This is a genomic window from Anaerostipes sp. MSJ-23, assembly GCF_018918155.1.
Lineage (GTDB): Bacteria > Bacillota > Clostridia > Lachnospirales > Lachnospiraceae > Anaerostipes.
The window spans coordinates 105,468-123,148 of sequence record NZ_JAHLPY010000002.1 but is presented as its reverse complement, the minus strand read 5'-3'; the positions used below and the strand labels follow the sequence as shown (position 1 = coordinate 123,148).

The 17,681-nt window shown below is 36.9% G+C and carries 15 protein-coding genes; all 15 read right to left on the bottom strand.

Annotated features, from left to right (window positions below; genetic code table 11):
- Positions 1-13: 13 nt before the first annotated feature.
- On the bottom strand, positions 14-508 hold the full coding sequence (nrdG, locus tag KQI71_RS02500) for an anaerobic ribonucleoside-triphosphate reductase activating protein (RefSeq protein ID WP_216433771.1): 495 nt from the start codon (positions 506-508) through the stop codon (positions 14-16).
- On the bottom strand, positions 508-2,628 hold the full coding sequence (nrdD, locus tag KQI71_RS02495; protein ID WP_216433769.1) for an anaerobic ribonucleoside-triphosphate reductase: 2,121 nt from the start codon (positions 2,626-2,628) through the stop codon (positions 508-510). Before nrdD ends, nrdG begins: the two co-directional genes overlap by 1 nt.
- Before the next feature lie 115 nt (positions 2,629-2,743).
- A complete protein-coding gene (locus KQI71_RS02490; protein WP_216433767.1) occupies positions 2,744-3,271 on the bottom strand; it encodes a Ger(x)C family spore germination protein in 528 nt (175 codons plus the stop codon).
- Entirely contained in the window at positions 3,271-4,317 is a 1,047-nt protein-coding gene (locus KQI71_RS02485) for a GerAB/ArcD/ProY family transporter (protein WP_216433765.1), read from the bottom strand. The genes KQI71_RS02490 and KQI71_RS02485 overlap by 1 nt, the downstream gene beginning before the upstream one ends.
- Positions 4,307-5,818, bottom strand: coding sequence for a spore germination protein (locus KQI71_RS02480; RefSeq protein WP_216433763.1), 1,512 nt, complete (start codon positions 5,816-5,818; stop codon positions 4,307-4,309). The genes KQI71_RS02485 and KQI71_RS02480 overlap by 11 nt, the downstream gene beginning before the upstream one ends.
- 125 nt (positions 5,819-5,943) lie before the next feature.
- A complete protein-coding gene (locus KQI71_RS02475) occupies positions 5,944-6,618 on the bottom strand; it encodes a GntR family transcriptional regulator (protein ID WP_216433762.1) in 675 nt (224 codons plus the stop codon).
- A 44-nt stretch (positions 6,619-6,662) separates the two neighbouring features.
- Positions 6,663-7,541 carry a 4-(cytidine 5'-diphospho)-2-C-methyl-D-erythritol kinase gene (gene ispE / locus KQI71_RS02470; RefSeq protein WP_216434181.1) on the bottom strand — a complete coding sequence of 293 codons (879 nt, stop codon included), beginning with the start codon at positions 7,539-7,541 and terminating at the stop codon, positions 6,663-6,665.
- A gap of 105 nt (positions 7,542-7,646) precedes the next feature.
- Positions 7,647-9,218: a DUF3794 and LysM peptidoglycan-binding domain-containing protein gene (locus KQI71_RS02465; RefSeq protein ID WP_216433760.1), complete on the bottom strand. Its 1,572-nt coding sequence runs from the start codon at positions 9,216-9,218 to the stop codon at positions 7,647-7,649.
- A 72-nt stretch (positions 9,219-9,290) separates the two neighbouring features.
- Entirely contained in the window at positions 9,291-9,539 is a 249-nt protein-coding gene (locus KQI71_RS02460; protein WP_216433758.1) for a Veg family protein, read from the bottom strand.
- 97 nt (positions 9,540-9,636) lie between these two features.
- Complete coding sequence (locus KQI71_RS02455; RefSeq protein WP_216433756.1) at positions 9,637-12,003, bottom strand: homocysteine S-methyltransferase family protein; 2,367 nt, start codon at positions 12,001-12,003, stop codon at positions 9,637-9,639.
- Complete coding sequence (locus KQI71_RS02450; protein ID WP_216433754.1) at positions 11,985-12,620, bottom strand: Vitamin B12 dependent methionine synthase, activation domain protein; 636 nt, start codon at positions 12,618-12,620, stop codon at positions 11,985-11,987. The genes KQI71_RS02455 and KQI71_RS02450 overlap by 19 nt, the downstream gene beginning before the upstream one ends.
- Positions 12,613-13,509: a methylenetetrahydrofolate reductase [NAD(P)H] gene (gene metF, locus KQI71_RS02445; RefSeq protein WP_216433752.1), complete on the bottom strand. Its 897-nt coding sequence runs from the start codon at positions 13,507-13,509 to the stop codon at positions 12,613-12,615. The genes KQI71_RS02450 and metF overlap by 8 nt, the downstream gene beginning before the upstream one ends.
- A gap of 226 nt (positions 13,510-13,735) precedes the next feature.
- Positions 13,736-15,724: an ATP-dependent zinc metalloprotease FtsH gene (gene ftsH / locus KQI71_RS02440; RefSeq protein WP_253287899.1), complete on the bottom strand. Its 1,989-nt coding sequence runs from the start codon at positions 15,722-15,724 to the stop codon at positions 13,736-13,738.
- 85 nt (positions 15,725-15,809) lie between these two features.
- Positions 15,810-16,211: a protease complex subunit PrcB family protein gene (locus KQI71_RS02435; protein ID WP_216433750.1), complete on the bottom strand. Its 402-nt coding sequence runs from the start codon at positions 16,209-16,211 to the stop codon at positions 15,810-15,812.
- A gap of 35 nt (positions 16,212-16,246) precedes the next feature.
- Positions 16,247-17,554, bottom strand: coding sequence for a pyrimidine-nucleoside phosphorylase (locus KQI71_RS02430; RefSeq protein WP_216433749.1), 1,308 nt, complete (start codon positions 17,552-17,554; stop codon positions 16,247-16,249).
- Positions 17,555-17,681: the final 127 nt, after the last annotated feature.

Genomic DNA, 17,681 nt, shown 5'->3' with positions numbered 1-17,681 from the left:
TCCTAGTTGTTTTTTAATCTTCACAGTAAAGAATTACTTTTCCTGCTTCCAATGATTTTTTTACATCGATAACCCTCTGGTTCGCACTACCTCTCCAGTGAAGAGATGTATCTTTTTCTTCTTCTATGTATGGGCCATCTACAAGTATATCTGCATTTTGTACTGCATCCAGAGTACATACTTCTTCCCAACAAAACCCCGTATATAACCAAATGGTTTTCTCTGGATAGTCTCTACGAATTTCTTTAATTAAATTTGCAATATCACTACAATTTGCCGGATGAAGCGGATCTCCGCCACTTAAGGTTATTCCAGAAATATATGGTTTTTGTAAACATTCAAAAATTTCTTTCTTTGCTTTTTCATCAAATGGAATGCCTCCACAAATATCCCATGTTACCGGATTATGACAATTTTTGCACTTATGTGTACATCCAGCCACCCATAAAACAACACGCAATCCATCTCCGTTTAACATATCATCTTTTGTAATATTATGGTAACGCATTACATTGACTTCCTTTCTGCAATTTCTGCCATTTTTGCATCGTTTAGACGTGTATCGCCTTTGACTCTGGAATAAGAAAGATATCCATTCATACGATCAATTTTCGTAAGATTTTTACTTCCGCATTCTGGACACACATCCATCTCAAGCTCTTCGTGTCCACAATCATCACAATAAGCCAGAGAAAGATTTACTCCTTCGTAATATCCAAGATCCATTGCACGTCGAACAAGTGTCTTAATAGCCTGCTCATTATAATCAATCGGATATTTTACATACTGAATCTTTCCGCCATTACAAAGTTCCCAAAATCTTCCTTCCAGATTTTGTTTTTCAATTGGTGTAATATTTTCTGTAACATGACAATGAAATGAATTACTAACATATTCCCTGTCTGAAACATTTTCCACAACTCCATATTTTCTGCGAAATTGTTTTACTTGTAATCCACACAGATTTTCTGCAGGTGTTCCATAAATTGCATAAAGATTTCCATCTTCTTTCTTAAATTCTTCCACCCGGTCATTAATATAACGAAGAACTTCAATTGCAAATTCCCCATCTTCTGCCAGAGATTTGTGATTATAAAGCTGCTGCAATTCATTTAGCGCTGTAATTCCAAATGATGCAGTTGCGGATTTTAATAATGGTTTAATTTTGTCATGAATTCCAAGATGCCCGCCTAAAAATCCTCCTTCACAATAAGCCAGCGGATTCGTAGAAGCTTTCATTTCTCCGAGATATTCATAAGTACGAATGTGAAGTTTTCGAATCAAATTCAAATAATAATCCAACACTTCATAAAAGTCTTTATTTTCCTGTTGCGCCTTCGCATAGATCATTGGCAGATGAAGGCTTACCGCTCCAATATTAAATCTTCCAACAAAAACTGGCTTATCTTTTTCATCCGCAGGATACATACCACCTCTTTCATACCAAGGGGAAAGGAATGCACGACATCCCATCGGACTAATGATTGTTCCATATTTTTTATACATATCTGCAATGTAACCCTCTCCTGTAAGACTTAACCAATCTGGATACATTGTCTTTCCAGAGCAGCGAATTCCTGCTTCAAATACATCTTCCAACTCTCCGCCCGGTCCATGAAGATTTTCATCATACAAAAATACGATTTTCGGGAATAATACCGGTTTTTTATGTCCTTCTTTTCCTTGTCCATTTCTTCTGACATCCAACATAGAAATCGTTGCCATTTTAGCAAAGCGGCCCGTTCCAGTTCCTGCTGTAATCGTGATAAAAGGATAATCTCCTCGGCTAGAAGACACACTATTGAATTTATATTCCAGTCCCTGGAACCCCTGTTCAAATTCTCTTTGTACATCCTTCATTGCTTCTTTCTCTGCACGTTCCTGTGAAAGTCCAAGCTCTTTATAACGGCTAACCGCCTTTGCATAAGATTTTTCCGCATATGGCTCCAGGATAAGTTCAATATTTGGTACTGTGAACCCTCCATATTGCTGACTTGCCGCACTTAGAACGATATCTCCAATCACATCAAAAGCAACATCCAGTGTTTTTGGCTCATTATACCAGAGATTTCCCATCTCAAAACCGCCTTTTAATACTTCTTCCACATTAAATAGACAACAATTCATTGTATCTCGTCTTGCAGACATATCATGAATATAAATATATCCGTCACGACAAGCTTGCAATTCTTCTGTTGTCATAAAGAATTTCTGATAAAGTTCCTTATTTAATTCATTAAAAATCAGGCTTCGCTTTGTAGAAACAAGGGCACTGTCTGTGTTACTGTTTTCTTTGTCTCCAATATACATAATAGACTGGCTTTTTTTATATACCTCATCCAGCATCTGTACAAAATCTTGTTTGTAATTGCGGTAATCACGGTAACTTTTTGCAACGGTTGGATTTGTTTTCTCTAAAGCTCCTTCCACTACATTATGCATTTCGGAAATATGGACCTCATTTTTGTGCATTCCCTGAACCTTATCTGTCACAAAATTACAGATAAAATCCAGTTCTTCCTCTGTAAATTCAATCAATGCGCGCCGCGCTGATTTATTTACTGCCACAACAACTTTCTGCACATTAAAATTTTCTCTGGTTCCGTCTTTTTTCACCACTTTGATCATGGAACTATTTCCTCCCTGTTTTCTATCTTATCTACTATATATAGTGTTTTTGTCTAACATTATACACACCATATGGCGTCAAGTATTTCAATACTATCACCACAAGATAAGAAAGTCAATACATAATCCTTCCAAGTGTATATTTTTTCGGATCCTTTATTTTCCCTGAATTTTCAATTGCAGCGGACATATATTCACCAAAAGAAACCGCCAATTTCTGTTCTTTTCCAAAGACTTCTGCAAGGCTGTTTTTTGTCTTAAGAATATATACAGATTTCGCGATTTGTGGATGTAAAAGAAGCTCTTTGATTATTTTTTTATCTTTTTTTCCATTTCCAAAAACGACAACTTTTAAATGTCCGAAATTTAATTGCTTGCTTTCATGATCATCCCAGATTTTATTTGCATTTGCAAAAGAATCTGCAAGGAATGTAATCGATCTGGATGGAATCTTAATACCTGCATTGCTTTTCTCTGAATCAAAGTCTGCATAAGAATAGCGAACCAGATATCGTCTGTCGTTGATCTTTTCAAATCCCATTGCAAGAACATAACTGCTATCTTCAATATCTCTTTTATGATTACATCCGGACAACACAACAATTAAAAAGAAAAGACCGCATACGATATACCTTTTTTTCATTATATTTTTCTCCTTCTTATTTTTTCCATATAAAATAAAAACAGCGGAAATAATAAACCAATCGTAAGATTTGCATATAAAAAACATGAAAAAGAATTCCAAATCAGATACCAGAAATGAAACAATACATTCGTTGCCAAAAATAATCCTCCATAAGAAAGCAGATTTCCAATCATTCTTCCTCTAAAAAAAACATGTTTTAATCCTTCATTTCCATAAAACAAATACCCACTGAATACACAAAATACACCAACAATCCAAAAAGCGATTAAAAAAATATCAAGTCTTGCCATAATTCCTCCAGGAATTGCTGCTCCCTGTGCCATAGACATCACCGGATTTTCATCATAAAGTGTCAATTTCCTTCCAAGTGAACCGACTACTGCACAAAAAATGCCAATAAGTAAAATACCAATGCCAAAAAAGGTCCGAAATTTCATTCCTCCATTGCTCATATTTCCTCGATAAAACCAAACAAGTTCCATTGGATGAAGAAGAGCCAGCAAAAGAAGACTTCCTTTAAAAAACTCCTTCCATTGAAAATCAGACACTGCTATTTCCTTAAAAGAAAGATCTGTAATACTTAAAAGTAATACGAAAATTACTGGGAGCAGAACAAACCAAAAAATACCTTCCATCACTCTTCCTCGTTCCTTTAATCCTCCCCGATTCATCCGCCAGGCAAGAACAAGTAATGGAAATCCAATGACAAATCCCTGATTTTGTGGCAGCATATATCTTCCTACCATAAAAACAATATAAGTATAAAAAAAAGCTGCGTTAATCCAAAAACGAATATAATAAATTATTGCTGCCCACCGATGATGTTTTAATACCTGTTCCATTGGAATACCATCCGCTACCTTGGAAGCAATCAAAACATAGCAAGCTAAAAGAATCCATACGACACCGACAGAAAGAATTCCACTTCCATAATTCCCACGTAAAACAATCTGCGGCAAAAACAATGCTGCTGCCGAAAAAGTCTCCAGAATAAAAATCCGATTCCCCTGTCTCTGCGTAATCCTTTGATGTTTATTTTCCATCCTTTTCCTCCTTCTGTCTTCTTCTGGCATCACTTCTCGTAAACTCTGGACGAAATTTCATTGTTCTTAATGGCGCACGCATAACATAATCCTGAAAGGAAGAAATATGATTGCCTTCTTTTGCTGTTGTTGGATACATGTATGGAACTCCGTAGTTTTCCAAATAAAATAAATGAATAAAAATAGCAAGAAATCCAAGGAAAAATCCATACACCCCCCAAAATGCACACATCAAAATCAAGAAAAATTTTAACAGACGAAAAGCTCCGGTAAAGATCTCATTGGGAATAGAAAAGGAGGCAATTGCTGTCAATGCCACAACAATTACAACAATTGTACTGACTAGATGCGCTTCTACCGCTGCCTGACCAACAATTAACCCTCCAACGACTCCAATCGTACTCCCCAACTGCCCTGGAAGTCTAATTCCTGCTTCTCTCAGCAATTCAAATGACAGTTCCATCAAAAGAACTTCTACTACAACCGGAAATGGAACTCCTTCTCTTGCAGATACAAGCGCAAGCAAAAATGGAGTCGGAAGCACTTCTGGGTGAAAACTTGCAATGGCCACATAAAATCCTGGCAACCCTACTGCAAGAAATGACGAGAAATATCGAAGCAATCTTGCAAAAGTTGCAATTTCCCAACGATTATAATAATCATCACTTGCCTGAAAAAAAACATTCATAGTCACAGGAAGAAGCATAACCATCGGAGAATTGTCTACTACAACCGCAATCCTTCCTTCCATCAGTGCACTCGCTGTCTTATCTGGCCTTTGTGTCAGTTGATATGTTGGAAACGGACTTTTCTCATGTTTTTGAAGAAATTGTTCTAACATCCCACTATCAAAAATTCCATCCACACATATTTCATCTAACTGCTCTTTAATTTTTTCTACCGTATCTTGTGAAGCCAAATCTTCCATATACATAACCGCACAATCCGTTTTACTTCTTGTTCCAATCTGCTTTTGAACAACTTTCAGTCTGGTATCGCGGATTCTTCTTCTAATCAATGCTGTATTTGTCCGCAAACTTTCATTAAAACTGTCTTTGGGCCCCACCATGGAAACTTCCTGATCTGCATTCTGAATTCCCCTAGTCGGAAAAAATTTTGTCGATATTAACACTGCTTCATGGAATCCATCTAGAAATAATACCGTATTTCCTGACAGAACAGCCACCATTGCCTCTTCCATATCAGAAATCCAGTTCCAATCTGCACTCTCAATGATCCAATATTCAACTGCCTTTCTTCCATTCTCAAATGGCTCCTGAAGCATTGGTCTTAAGACCGATTCCTGTAACATCTCAGCATTCACAAGACCATCCATATAAACTGCATATATTTTCAGATCATGATTGCTACCAATAAAAAATTGCTTTTTCACCAGATCATCACAGTTCTTCATGACATTTTCCACATAATTCATATTAGACTGAAGATCTGGCAAAATCTTTCCTTTTAATCGATGATCTCTTCCATGAAACTGATCCATGATCTCACCCTTTCTTTTTTCTCTTATTATGGAAAAAACAGGAGTTTTTTATTCAAATATAAAAAAAGAGCATCGCAAAACAACGAATCACTTCGTTATTTTGCGACACTCCAATTGCTTTTTTATTAATTTTCTTCTTTTATATTGCGTATCACAGTCATTTCTTGATTATCAATATGACGTTTCATGATTTTTCTTGCTTCATCTTTCTTACTGGCAAACATTGCAGCGACCAGTTCCTGGTGCTCTCTTAAAAGAACTGCATGATATTCTGTATCCTTTACATATTCCAGACGATAACGGTACATCTGTTCTCTTAAATTATTCAAAATCTGAATCAGTCTTGCATTTCCTGTCGCATCAAAAATAACATCGTGAAATTCCATATCACTATCTGCAATTTCTCCATTATCTCCACGCTGAATTGCCTGTTCAAATTCCTTTAATGATTTTTCAATTTTTTCTCTATATTCATCATTCATACGCTCTGTGGCAAGTTCTGCTGCCAGTTCTTCCAAAGAACTGCGAACTTCCAGAACATCTCTTAAATCTTTTTCTGTAATCCGCGCTACTTCCGCACCTTTTCTTGGAATCATGACAACCAGACCTTCCAATTCTAGTTTGCGAATGGCTTCTCTGACTGGTGTACGACTGACTCCAAGACGATTTGCCAGCGCAATTTCCATCAGACGTTCCCCAGGTGCAAATTCTCCTGTAATAATTGCCTGTCTGAGAGTATTAAATACCACATCCCTAAGAGGCAGATACTCATTCATGTTTACTTTTAACTTATCGCTCATTGTTGCTTCCTCCTGCTTCTCTTTTTTGTATATCCGCTTGTGTATTACATCTGGTCCGGATCATCTACTGGATCTACCACATATGCCTGACGGACTTCTTTCATATCTTTTAAAGCTGCCAATGCTTCACGGGCTGTCTTTTTATCTTTATAAATTCCAAAAATTGTAGGCCCACTTCCACTCATCAAAGATCCCATAGCTCCATGGTTCTTCAGAAATTTCTTAATCTGCTCAATCACCGGGTATTCCGGTATAGTCACTGTTTCTAAAACATTTTCAAGTTTTTCACAAATTCCTTTTAAATCTTTAGATTCCAGATCCTTAATCATTCCATCAATATCCGGATGGTGATCCAGCTGATCAAGTTTCAAATTTTTGTATACAAAGGCAGTTGATACACTAATCCCTGGTTTTGCAATCAGAATGCTACAAGAAGGCATCGATGCAATTCTTGTAAGTTTCTCTCCTATTCCTTCTGCAAGCGCTGTGCCACCCCAGATACAATAAGGAACATCTGCACCAAGTTTCACACCAAGATCACACAACTCATCCGTTGTCAAACCTAGGTCAAACAACTGATTCATTCCTTTTAACGCCGCTGCACAGTTTGAACTTCCCCCAGCCATTCCTGCTGCTACCGGAATTTTTTTATTTAATGAAATATCAACCCCTTCTGAAATTCCATACGTTTCTTTTATAAGTGAGGCCGCCCGGTATACCAGATTTTTCTCATCTACCGGAAGAAAAGAAAGATTACATTTCATAGAAATTTTATCTTCTTTTTTCTTTTTCATTGTGAGCATATCATAGAGACCTACCGTCTGCATGATCATCCGCACCTCATGATATCCATCCGGCCGTTTTCTAAGAACATCCAGTCCAAGATTGATTTTCCCATATGATTTTAGAACAACACTATCCATATACGCTCCTTTACCTCTTTCCAATCTTTATCTTCTGTTATGTCTTGTATACAGTACATTATAGTATTGTTCTTATAAAAATGCAATCCTTATTTCCATACTATTTTACAAATCTTTTGCAATAGTCATAATCTCTTTTACAATCAGCAATTTATCTCCTGGTTTAACTTCTTCCACACCCTCATTTTGCTCTTGAATACTTTCTACCGTTGTGAAATACTTTTTAGCAATAGACCAAAGCGTATCCCCTTCTTTTACAATATACCCGACAATTCCTGGAATATTCTGAATCGCCTGATAATCTAGTTTTTCTTCCTTCATGTCAACCATTACTCTTTGCTGCTTCTTGTGAAAAGAAATAAAATCAAATAAAATAGACACCTTGATTTCTATTTCATCACCTTCTACCGGGTTTCCTGTAACTTGATCAAGCTGAACATCCAACTGATAATCATCTTTTTTTGTAAGACCTTTTGCTTCAACAAAAAACGTGAATGGTTCCATATAAGAATCGCTCATAACTGGCATTTGATCTTCTGTTGAAAGATACAAAACATCTGCCATCCATACTCCTTCTACTTTCAAGCCTTGATCAGTCACCTCAATATCATCCACACTGCAACTTCCTTTTACCGTTAAAATCTGCAAAAGTTTTCCAGGCTCTTGCTGAATGGCAAACCGTTTCGAATCTCTCATAACCGCCTGATTTTTTCCAATCAATGTTTCAAAATCAAACATCTTATATTCTGGAACTAATTTTGCTTTCATTGTATACCCATCATCGACATAAGAAAGCACTTGATCTTCATAAATTTTAATATCACAGTCTAAAGCCATGTCCACAGAAATCAGCCGTTCTTCTCCATCCGTATCTGGTCGCACTTCCAGCTGCTGATTTCCTGGAATAATACCAATTCTTCCAACCATGCCAGGAATACATTCTTGACATTCTATTTCCGTATGAATTGGAACTTCCCATCTTGCATATTGTACTGGCACTTGCTCATCTTCCCCAAGATACAATAAAAATACATGCATGGTTCCATGAATTTCTATTGTATGATCTGCAAGCCTTCCCTGCAGATTTTCCATGTCAATTTGACTCCATAAAATCTGATAAATATTCGACTTATTGGCTGGAAGAACAAGTTCCTCTTTCATCCTTGCAATATCTTTTTTACTGACAACCAGATCTGTAACCTGGATTTCTTTTTTTAATGTTGAAACTCCTTCATTATAAATATCAACAATAACTTCCTCTTTCATTTCTTCATTGATTTGAAGCGTGAACATTAACAGAACACGGATACTTAACTTTCTGGAATTAATCAAAACTGTGTTAATATCGTCTACATGATATTGTACCTTTACATAATCTGCCGGAACAACTCCGTCAATATGTATATATTCTTCAAATGGCAATGCATAATCTAAAGATTCTAAAAATGTTCTTGGATCATTTGTTCCATAAAGCCCCTGAAAATGGAATTCTCCTTTTAGTCGGATCCTGTCCACCATCATCTCTGTTTCCTGAATCGTCACAATTCCTTTTGTCTGTATCATCTTTTCCACATCAGGTTTTGTGTCCGGGACATTACAATCCTGATCAATTGTAATCTGCACCTGTTTGCGCTCTTTGACTGCAATTCCATAAAAATCTTTTTTACTAAATTCCATAAAAAAACTCCTCCCTGTCTGTATATACCAATATATTCTGACAGGAAGGAACCTATGCCTTCATCTTATAAATTAATTCTCAACAAGCATCATCCGGACATCTCTTGTAATTACATCTTGATAACTAAAGCTTACCGTCTTGTTTTGATCCTTGCCGGATTCATCTTCCAGCTCAACAACAAAAATATTTGGATACGTTTCCTTAATAATTCCATGAGCTGTTTCAAATTTATGTCTTCCTCTGTTTGCACTGATTTTAATCTTGTTGCCAACTTGCTGTCTAATTGAATGACGAACACTCTGCAGGTTTAATTGTCCCATAAAATTCACTCCATTCTATATGTAGATTGTATACAACATTCTACATCGTTTCCTTACTATGTTAACATTATTCCCGCATTCTGTCAAATTTATACAATTATGCAATAATTTTTTCTAGCAAATTGACGGATGCCATAGCATCCTCGGCATAATAATCTGCTCCAATATTTTTTGCAATATCTTCTGTAAGTACAGCTCCCCCAACCCAAATTGGTGCAGTACAACCTTTTTCATGCAATGCCTGAATGGTTCGCTCCATTGATGCAACCGTCGTTGTCATCAATGCACTTAATCCAATGGCTTTTGGCTGATATTTTTCATACGCTTCTACAACAGCTTCAACTTTTACATCTTTTCCAAGGTCAATAATTCGATATCCATAACTTTCCAGCACAACTTTCACAATATTTTTTCCGATATCATGAATATCACCTTCTACGGTTGCCATAATAACCGGTCCTTTTTCTTCTCCATCATTTGATGCAAAAGATTCTTTCACAACCTCAAATGCTTTTTTTGTTGTTTCCGCTGATTGTATCAGCTGTGGAAGGAAAATTTTTCCAGTTTCATAATCTTTTCCTACAATATTCAAAGCTGGAATAATAATTTCATTAATCACTGTTAATGCTTCTTTTTCCTTAAGCTCTGCCTTTACTGCATTTTCCACTTCATCTTTTAATCCATGTACAATGACATCCTTCAAAGTAAAAGATGCTGCATTTGCCGCAGCTGCCGGTTTTGCCTCTGCTGCTTTTGACTGATTCTTAATATAAATCTGACTATCTACATCTTTATAAAACAGAACATGGAATGCATCGATGGTTCCCATCAACTCTGCATCCAATGGATTGATAATCGGAAGATCCAGCCCTGCTTCCATAGCAAGTGCAAGAAAAGTACGGTTCAATAATGGACGATTTGGAAGTCCGAAGGATACATTCGATACCCCGAGCACTGTATGAACTCCTAGTTCTTTTACCATTTTAATCGCACGAAGTGTTTCCCGCACTTCCTTTTGCTGTGCAGATGCTGTCAGCGTCAAACAGTCAATAATGATATCTTCTTTTCCAATACCATACTGTGCTGCCTTATGAATAATTTTCTTTGCGATTTCAAATCGTTCTTCCGCTTTTAATGGAATTCCGTCTTCCAGTGTCAATCCAATCACGACTCCACCATATTTCTGTGCAATTGGGAAGACTGCTTCCATGACTTCATCTTTTCCATTGACAGAATTGATCAAAGGTTTTCCATTATAATAACGGCAAGCTTTCTCAATTGCCTCTGCATTAGAACTGTCAATCTGTAGCGGCAATGTAATAACTTCCTGTAACAAGCGTACAACTTTTTTCATTGTCTCTGGTTCATCAATTCCTGGTAATCCGACATTGACATCCAGCACTTCTGCCCCAGCTTCTGACTGTTTGACAGCTTCTACAACCAATTCATCATAACGTTCTTCCAATAGTGCCTTTTTCATTTTTTTCTTTCCAGTTGGATTTAAACGTTCTCCACATACGATAACATGATCTCCAAATGTAACTGTTTGTGTCTGACTAGATACTCTTGTTTTCTTTTCTACAACACGTTCTGCTACTGTTTCAGGTGCCGCTTGGGAAAGCTGTGCAATAAATTCTGGTGTTGTTCCGCAACATCCGCCAACAATCGCTGCTCCACGATTCATATAGTCTTTCATGGATTCTACATATTCTTCCGGTGTTACATGATAATGAGTTTCCCCATGTTCCAAACAAGGGAGTCCCGCATTCGGCTGAAGCATGACAGGAACCGTTGCTTTCTCAAGAATCTCGTCAATAATTGGTTTTAATTCATCTGGTCCTAAAGAACAATTGACTCCAAGTACATCAACACCAAGACCTTCCGCTACATTAATAAATGTTTCTGCATCATTTCCAGACAATGTACGCCCATTCTGCTCAAAAGTCATTGTAACAAATACTGGGAGATCAGTATGTTCTTTCACTGCAAGAATTCCTGCTTTTACCTCGTAAAGATCACTCATCGTTTCAAATAAAACAGCATCTACTTGATCTTTTACGGTTTCAATCTGTTCCAAAATAATATCATATGCTTCATCAAATGTTAAAGTTCCCATCGGTTCTAAAAGCTGTCCAATCGGTCCAATATCCAATACAATGTAAGCATCTTTCTCTCTTCCGACTTCTTTTCTTGCAGCTTTTGCATTTTCTACAGCAGCAAGAAGCATATCTTTTGCTTCATACTTTGCTTCTTCCATTTTGATTCTGTTACATCCAAACGTATTTGTTGTAATAAAATCTGCTCCTGCTTTTAAATAATTCATATGAATGTTTTTTAACAACTCTGGTCGGTCAATATTTAATTCTTCCGGAATATCACCGGCAGCAAGCCCTGCATTTTGAAGCTGGGTTCCCATAGCACCATCAAATATAAGCAGGTCTTTCCCTATTCGGTCTCGTAACATCTTTGTCCTCGCTTTCTAAACGGGCAGTCTTCTTTCATAACACAATCCCCGCATGATTTCTTTTGTCTTTTACTTCCAATTCCAATCAGTCCAAGCATGGATTTTTGTGGAATTAAAAGATGATTTGGTGTAATTGTTACCCCTATTTTCTTCGATATATCCAAAATAGCTGCAATTCTTTTATTAAATTCCAATGGAAAATCCCCATATCCAGGGCAGGCACGGTATGTACGATCTGAATATCCAAGACCCATCTCGTAATCATCACAAAACTGTTCCAAATAAGCACTGGCCGCAGCATCCATAATCATTGATTTCGTCATATTTAGCTTGCTGTAAAATTTAATCTTACGTTCCATTGCAATTCCAAGCGTACATCCAATAAGAAGACATTCTTCACATCCTTCCAAAAGTTCTTCCATTTGTTTCCCTTTGATTTCATCTCCGGTTTCTGCAATTCTTAATGGATTTCTTTCCAAATGGAATTTTTGCACCGTTACTTTTGGATCGGATACCTTCTTAATTTCCTCTATACATTCATCCAACAAATTTGAAATTTCTATCGATGGCTCCTGATTTCCATATCCAAGATATTTAAGGGCTGTTTCTTTAAGCATTTTTATTCAGTTCTTTCAAGATAGTTGGAATACTTTCAAAAACACTCTTTGCAATTTCTGGTCTGTTCATTGTATAAATGTGAATTCCATCAACTCCATTTGTAATCAGATCGATAATCTGCTGTGCTGCATAATTAATTCCAACCTCCTTCATGGCTTCTGGATTGTCATAATAAGCTTCAATCATTGTCGAAAGCTGATAAGGAACTGTGCATCCACACATTTTTGTTGTACGAATCAATGATTTTGCATTTGTGATCGGCATAATTCCTGCAAGAATTGGAACATTGATGCCAATCTTTCTTGCTTCCCTTACCAAGCGGTAATAATAATCATTGTCAAAGAAAATCTGCGTTACAAGATATTCTGCCCCCTCATCAACTTTCTTTTTTAATGCTTCCAAGTCTTTCTTAAATCCATCGGCTTCCTGATGAGTTTCTGGATAACACGCACCAGACAAGCAGAATTGACCAGGAAAATGCTCTCCAATAAATTCATTTAATTCGCTTGCATAATGGAATTGAAGATTTTCTGGATTAAAATCCACAGCATCCGCTGGATAGTCCCCACGAAGTGCAAGGATATTATCAATTCCTTCTTCTTTTAAACGATTGCATTCAAATAAAATGTCATCTTTTGTAGAAGAAATACAACTTAGATGTGCAACGGACTCAATTCCATACTGATGTTTAATCGCAGATGCAATTTCAATCGTCTTTCCTTTGGTTGATCCGCCGGCACCATAAGTAACGCTAATAAAATCCGGTGATAATTTTGCAAGTTCTTCAATCGTATGATAAATAGAAGAAATATCTCCTTCTTTATTTTTTGGAGGGAATACCTCAAAAGAAATGGTTGCTTTCTTTTTTAAAATTTCCGATATTTTCATTCTGTTTTCTCCTTTTTTCTTTCATTCTCTATTCCTTACTTTTCATATTATCATGTTATTTTTCTACTGTAAAGAATCCCCTATCTATTGATTTACACCATTTGCTATAACTTTTTTTAATATCCAAAATCTTTCATTTTTAATAAATTACCTATTAAAAAATAAAAAACGGTTGGGAAAACATTTTTTTGCTTTCCCAGCCGAATTTTATTAAAACACAATCTCTCTATTCCTGTGATCCATCATCGTCATCATCTTCTACCCATTGAGCATATCCACTCTGAAATGGCTCTTCTTCTTGTTTTTCTAATGATGTTTCTTCTGTTTTTTCTTCAACTGCTTCCTTCGCTTCTTCCGGCTTTGGATTTTTATATTTATCAAAAATTTCCATAAATTCTTTGCCGGTAATGGTTTCTTTTGAAATCAGAAATTGCGCTGCTTCATCAAGAATATCCATATTGTCACGAATGTAAGTCAATGCCTGCTGATAAGCTTCTTTTAAAATTCTCATGACAACATCATCAACTTTTGCTGCTGTAGACTCTGCACAATTCATAACGGCACGTCCATCCAAATATCGATTTGTAATAGATTCTAATCCCATCAAACCAAATTCCTCAGACATTCCATACTGTGTAACCATAGCTCTTGCCATCTTTGTTGCACGTTCAATATCATTGGATGCACCAGTTGTTACAGAATGGAATTTTATTTCTTCTGCTGCACGTCCTCCAAAGAAAGATACAAGATCTGCAAGCATTTCTTCTTTAGAATTTAAATATTTTTCTTCTTCCGGGCGCTGCATTGTATATCCAAGTGCTCCCATTGTACGAGGTACGATTGTAATCTTCTGAACAGGTTCTGATTCTTTTTGTAAGGCCATAACAAGCGCATGTCCAACCTCATGATATGCAACAATCTGTTTTTCCTTATCTCCAAGAATTCGATCTTTCTTTTCTTTACCTGCAATAACAACCTCTACAGCTTCAAAAAGATCCTTCTGTGATACTGCTTTCCTTCCGGCTTTCACTGCACCAAGGGCAGCTTCATTAATCATATTCGCAAGATCTGATCCCACGGCTCCGGAAGTCGCGAGTGCAATTTCCTCAAAGTCAACCGTTTCATCCATTTTGACATCTTTCGCATGAACTTTTAATGTCTCAATTCTACCCTTCAAATCTGGACGTTCTACAATAACACGACGATCAAAACGTCCTGGTCTTAATAAAGCCTTATCAAGAACTTCCGGGCGGTTTGTTGCTGCCAGAATAATAATTCCTTTGGATGTATCAAATCCATCCATCTCAGCAAGTAAGGCATTTAATGTCTGCTCACGTTCATCGTTTCCTCCACCTTGAATTCCATTATCACGGCTCTTTCCAATAGCATCAATCTCATCAATAAAAATGATGCAAGGTGCCATCTGCTGTGCCTGTTTGAACAGATCACGAACTCTGGACGCACCAACACCGACAAACATTTCTACAAAGTCAGAACCTGACAGAGAAAAAAACGGTACACCGGCTTCTCCTGCCACAGCCTTTGCAAGTAATGTTTTACCAGTTCCTGGAGGTCCCACAAGCAATGCCCCTTTTGGAAGTTTAGCACCAATGGCTGTATACTTTCCAGGATTATGAAGAAAGTCTACCATTTCTGTAAGACTTTCCTTTGCCTCTCCCTGACCGGCTACATCTGCAAAAGTAACTCCTGTCTTCTTTTCGACATAAACTTTTGCATTGGATTTTCCAACTCCCATCATTCCACTGCTTCTCTTCATCATGAGAACAAGGAACCCAAAAATTAAGATCGTAGGCACAAGATTTAATGCGATTGCCAGGATCGTATTCATAGAATCCTGCGGCTTTTGATAAAACTTTACATTTCCATTCTTTGACAAACGATCCACCAGCTTATAATCACCACTGATTCTTTGAACCACATATGTCGTCTTATAAATCGGGTTTCCACTCTTCTTCGGTGTTACATTCAGCTGTTCATCTGTAACTTCAACACTTTTCACCTGATTTTTATCCAACATACTGATAAATTTATCATAAGAAATCGTTGTTTCTGTACCATTTTTCCATTTTGATACTACCTGATTAAAAAAGATTGTTCCAAGAATCGAAATTACAAGAAATATCACCAGCATTTTTGCGGTTTTCTTCTTATTCTCATCATCTTTCTTATTTCTTTTGTCTTGATTATTATCCAAAATTGTTCCTCCTTCGATTCATAAACACCATTATATGGTTTCTTCCTTTATAAATCAATAAAACCATTCTAAACTTTTTATAATTTTAACGGAAACTGGCATCTTTTTCATAAAATTGACTCTTTAAAACGATATATGGAAAAGATATTCCTTCCTTCTGGTGTTCTTTTGTCACCCCGATCAGAGTTGTATCAATGTAAATATGAGTCTTATCCATTGTAAATTCTTTCACCCTGATCTTGTAGCCTTTCCCTGGTTGTCTTCCATATCCGATTACATAATAAGTGTAATCCATCGTTGTATAAGTAAAATGAAAAGCCTCTCCTTTCTCTTTCAGGATCAGCTCTTTCAATTCTCTTGGGATCACATTTTCTCTGCAAACTACATAAACAACTGGATCCCGTTTTGTCTTTATTTCCTGCCGACTACATCCAGCACAACAGATTGTTAACAATCCAAAAAGCAAACAGCATAACTTCTGTCTCATAAATCTTCCTGCTTTTTGATTATTTTATGCAATTCTTAGGAAAATAAGACATTCTGAATCATGGATTTTTTTTCTGTTTTTTCCTTTTCTATGTGATAACAAAGATAAAAGTGTTCTTTTGCCTGTTTTACTTTTTTTAAATCATTTCCATAGATCGTTGCAAGAGATTCTCCTTTTTTTGCAAAGTCTGCCACTTTTTTATGAAGGATCAAACCAACAGAAGGATCAATGATGCTATCCTTCGTCTCTCTTCCTCCTCCAAGCATCAGTGAACAAATTCCAATTTCTTCTGTATCAATTTTTGCAATATACCCTTCTTCCTTTGAAAAAACCTCTTCTACTATCGATGCTTGTGGGAAAAGATTGGTATCTTCTGTTACTTCTGGATTACCACCTTGCGCACTAATAAATTCACGAAATTTTTCTAATGCTTTTCCACTTTTCACACATTTTTGAACTTTTTGAAGTGCATCTTCCCGTGTATCTGTTTTACCTGCAGCGAGTAACATATAGGCCGCCAAATGGTAGACAAGTTCCTTAAAATCCTGTGGCCCATGACCTTTTAAGGTATCTATCGCTTCTTTTACTTCTAGTGCATTTCCAACTGCATAGCCAAGAGGTTCATCCATATTGGAAATCACCGCTGTCATATTTCTTCCAGCACCTTTTCCAATCATGATCATTTCCTTTGCTAGAGCTTTTGCATCTTCTTCTTTCTTCATAAATGCACCATTTCCTGTTTTCACGTCCAAGACAATCGCATCCGCACCTGCTGCAAGTTTTTTACTCATAATACTACTGGCAATTAAAGACATTTGATCAACTGTTGCTGTTACATCTCTTAACGCATACAATTTTTTATCTGCAGGAGCCAGATCTTTTGTCTGCGCCATAATAGCAACGCCAATCTCCTTTACCTGTTTCATAAAGTCTTCCTCAGAAAGGTTTGTTGAAAATCCAGGAATACTCTCAAGTTTATCAATTGTACCTCCAGTATGACCAAGTCCCCTCCCTGACATTTTTGCAACCGGCACTCCAAGAGCCGCAACGATGGGTGTTAAAGCAAGAGAAGTCTTATCTCCAACGCCTCCAGTGCTATGCTTATCTACCTTAATTCCTGGAATGGAAGATAAATCAAGGAAATCACCGCTGTTTGCCATTGCCATCGTAAGCTGTATGGTTTCTTTCTTTGTAAGACCTTGAAAATAAATAGCCATCATCATAGCTGACATCTGATAATCCGGAATCTCACCTTTTGTATACTGGCTGATCATCCATCCAATCTCATCCTCGGCAAGAACCTGTCCATTTCTCTTTTTTAAAATCAAATCATACATTCTCATAGGAACACCTCCTGTCTGTTTTTCTTTTATTCACAGTCTGACTGAACCCTAGGATTCTGCTGACGGGATTCTAGTGCCAGCGTGCATCTTATGGATCTAGTCCATAGACTTTGACAGGCACATCTGC

What these genes read in the sequence shown, in the direction of transcription:
- nrdD (WP_216433769.1), bottom strand. Translation starts at nt 2,628, where the DNA reads ATGATCAAAGTGGTGAAAAAAGACGGAACCAGAGAAAATTTTAATGTG.
- KQI71_RS02475 (WP_216433762.1), bottom strand. Translation starts at nt 6,618, where the DNA reads ATGAGCGATAAGTTAAAAGTAAACATGAATGAGTATCTGCCTCTTAGG.
- KQI71_RS02435 (WP_216433750.1), bottom strand. Translation starts at nt 16,211, where the DNA reads ATGAGACAGAAGTTATGCTGTTTGCTTTTTGGATTGTTAACAATCTGT.
- KQI71_RS02480 (WP_216433763.1), bottom strand. Translation starts at nt 5,818, where the DNA reads ATGGATCAGTTTCATGGAAGAGATCATCGATTAAAAGGAAAGATTTTG.
- KQI71_RS02490 (WP_216433767.1), bottom strand. Translation starts at nt 3,271, where the DNA reads ATGAAAAAAAGGTATATCGTATGCGGTCTTTTCTTTTTAATTGTTGTG.
- KQI71_RS02455 (WP_216433756.1), bottom strand. Translation starts at nt 12,003, where the DNA reads ATGTTACGAGACCGAATAGGGAAAGACCTGCTTATATTTGATGGTGCT.
- nrdG (WP_216433771.1), bottom strand. Translation starts at nt 508, where the DNA reads ATGCGTTACCATAATATTACAAAAGATGATATGTTAAACGGAGATGGA.
- ispE (WP_216434181.1), bottom strand. Translation starts at nt 7,541, where the DNA reads ATGGATAGTGTTGTTCTAAAATCATATGGGAAAATCAATCTTGGACTG.
- KQI71_RS02450 (WP_216433754.1), bottom strand. Translation starts at nt 12,620, where the DNA reads ATGCTTAAAGAAACAGCCCTTAAATATCTTGGATATGGAAATCAGGAG.
- KQI71_RS02430 (WP_216433749.1), bottom strand. Translation starts at nt 17,554, where the DNA reads ATGAGAATGTATGATTTGATTTTAAAAAAGAGAAATGGACAGGTTCTT.
- KQI71_RS02465 (WP_216433760.1), bottom strand. Translation starts at nt 9,218, where the DNA reads ATGGAATTTAGTAAAAAAGATTTTTATGGAATTGCAGTCAAAGAGCGC.
- KQI71_RS02485 (WP_216433765.1), bottom strand. Translation starts at nt 4,317, where the DNA reads ATGGAAAATAAACATCAAAGGATTACGCAGAGACAGGGGAATCGGATT.
- KQI71_RS02460 (WP_216433758.1), bottom strand. Translation starts at nt 9,539, where the DNA reads ATGGGACAATTAAACCTGCAGAGTGTTCGTCATTCAATTAGACAGCAA.
- metF (WP_216433752.1), bottom strand. Translation starts at nt 13,509, where the DNA reads ATGAAAATATCGGAAATTTTAAAAAAGAAAGCAACCATTTCTTTTGAG.